General features: G+C 40.2%; 1 protein-coding gene. It reads right to left on the reverse strand.

The annotated features are described in order from the left end of the window. Nucleotides 1-56 precede the first annotated feature (56 nt). Nucleotides 57-167, reverse strand: a complete 111-nt coding sequence (locus tag NLX71_RS27250) for a type I restriction-modification system subunit M N-terminal domain-containing protein (RefSeq protein WP_375377978.1) — start codon at nt 165-167, stop codon at nt 57-59. Nucleotides 168-654: the final 487 nt, after the last annotated feature.

Consider the following 654-nt stretch of genomic DNA (forward strand, 5'->3'; position numbering starts at 1 on the left):
GCATATGTCATTCCTCTTTTTGGCATCACTATACCACATTCATCCAATCTATACTATTAGAATTGAGAGACTACTAGAATGTAATCTTTATATTCATTGGCCTCGATTTTTGAGCGCATTTTATTAGCGGATTCCCATATTTTCGTGGCGAGTTGTTGCTTATTCATAAGTTCTGTGTATCCTCTCTACCTAATTCTATGTATATTTTAAAATCAAATGTTAATTTCTGTTATTACTCAAGCTTACTGTGGAAAGTGCTTACCGCTTATTCCCTAAGCACGGAAGCATTCTTGAGGTGAGTGAGACACTAGAGGCGAGGTCTGCTACGCCTCTAAGACCAAACGTAGCCACAAAACCAATGAATTTCTCTTACGTGTGACAGTAGACACAAAATAAGGGTCTACACATCCACGCCAACCGGCCAGTGATCATTCGAAGAAAAACCCTCAAACTCAAGCGTACCACATCGAAAAGCACTTTCCTAGATGCCTCTAATTGATAATTCACAAGTTCACGGCATTTCTGAGGATCAAACTTCGTACTACTCTGTAATACGGTAGTATACCTAAAACATGTCTCCTAAATCCCCGGTCAAATTATAACGAGGCAGGCGCTGAGATTTCCAGCGCTTCATAAAGTTCAATCTGGCGTCTG

Origin of the sequence: Paenibacillus sp. MZ04-78.2 (genome assembly GCF_024213375.1) — a bacterium.
Lineage (GTDB): Bacteria > Bacillota > Bacilli > Paenibacillales > NBRC-103111 > Paenibacillus_G.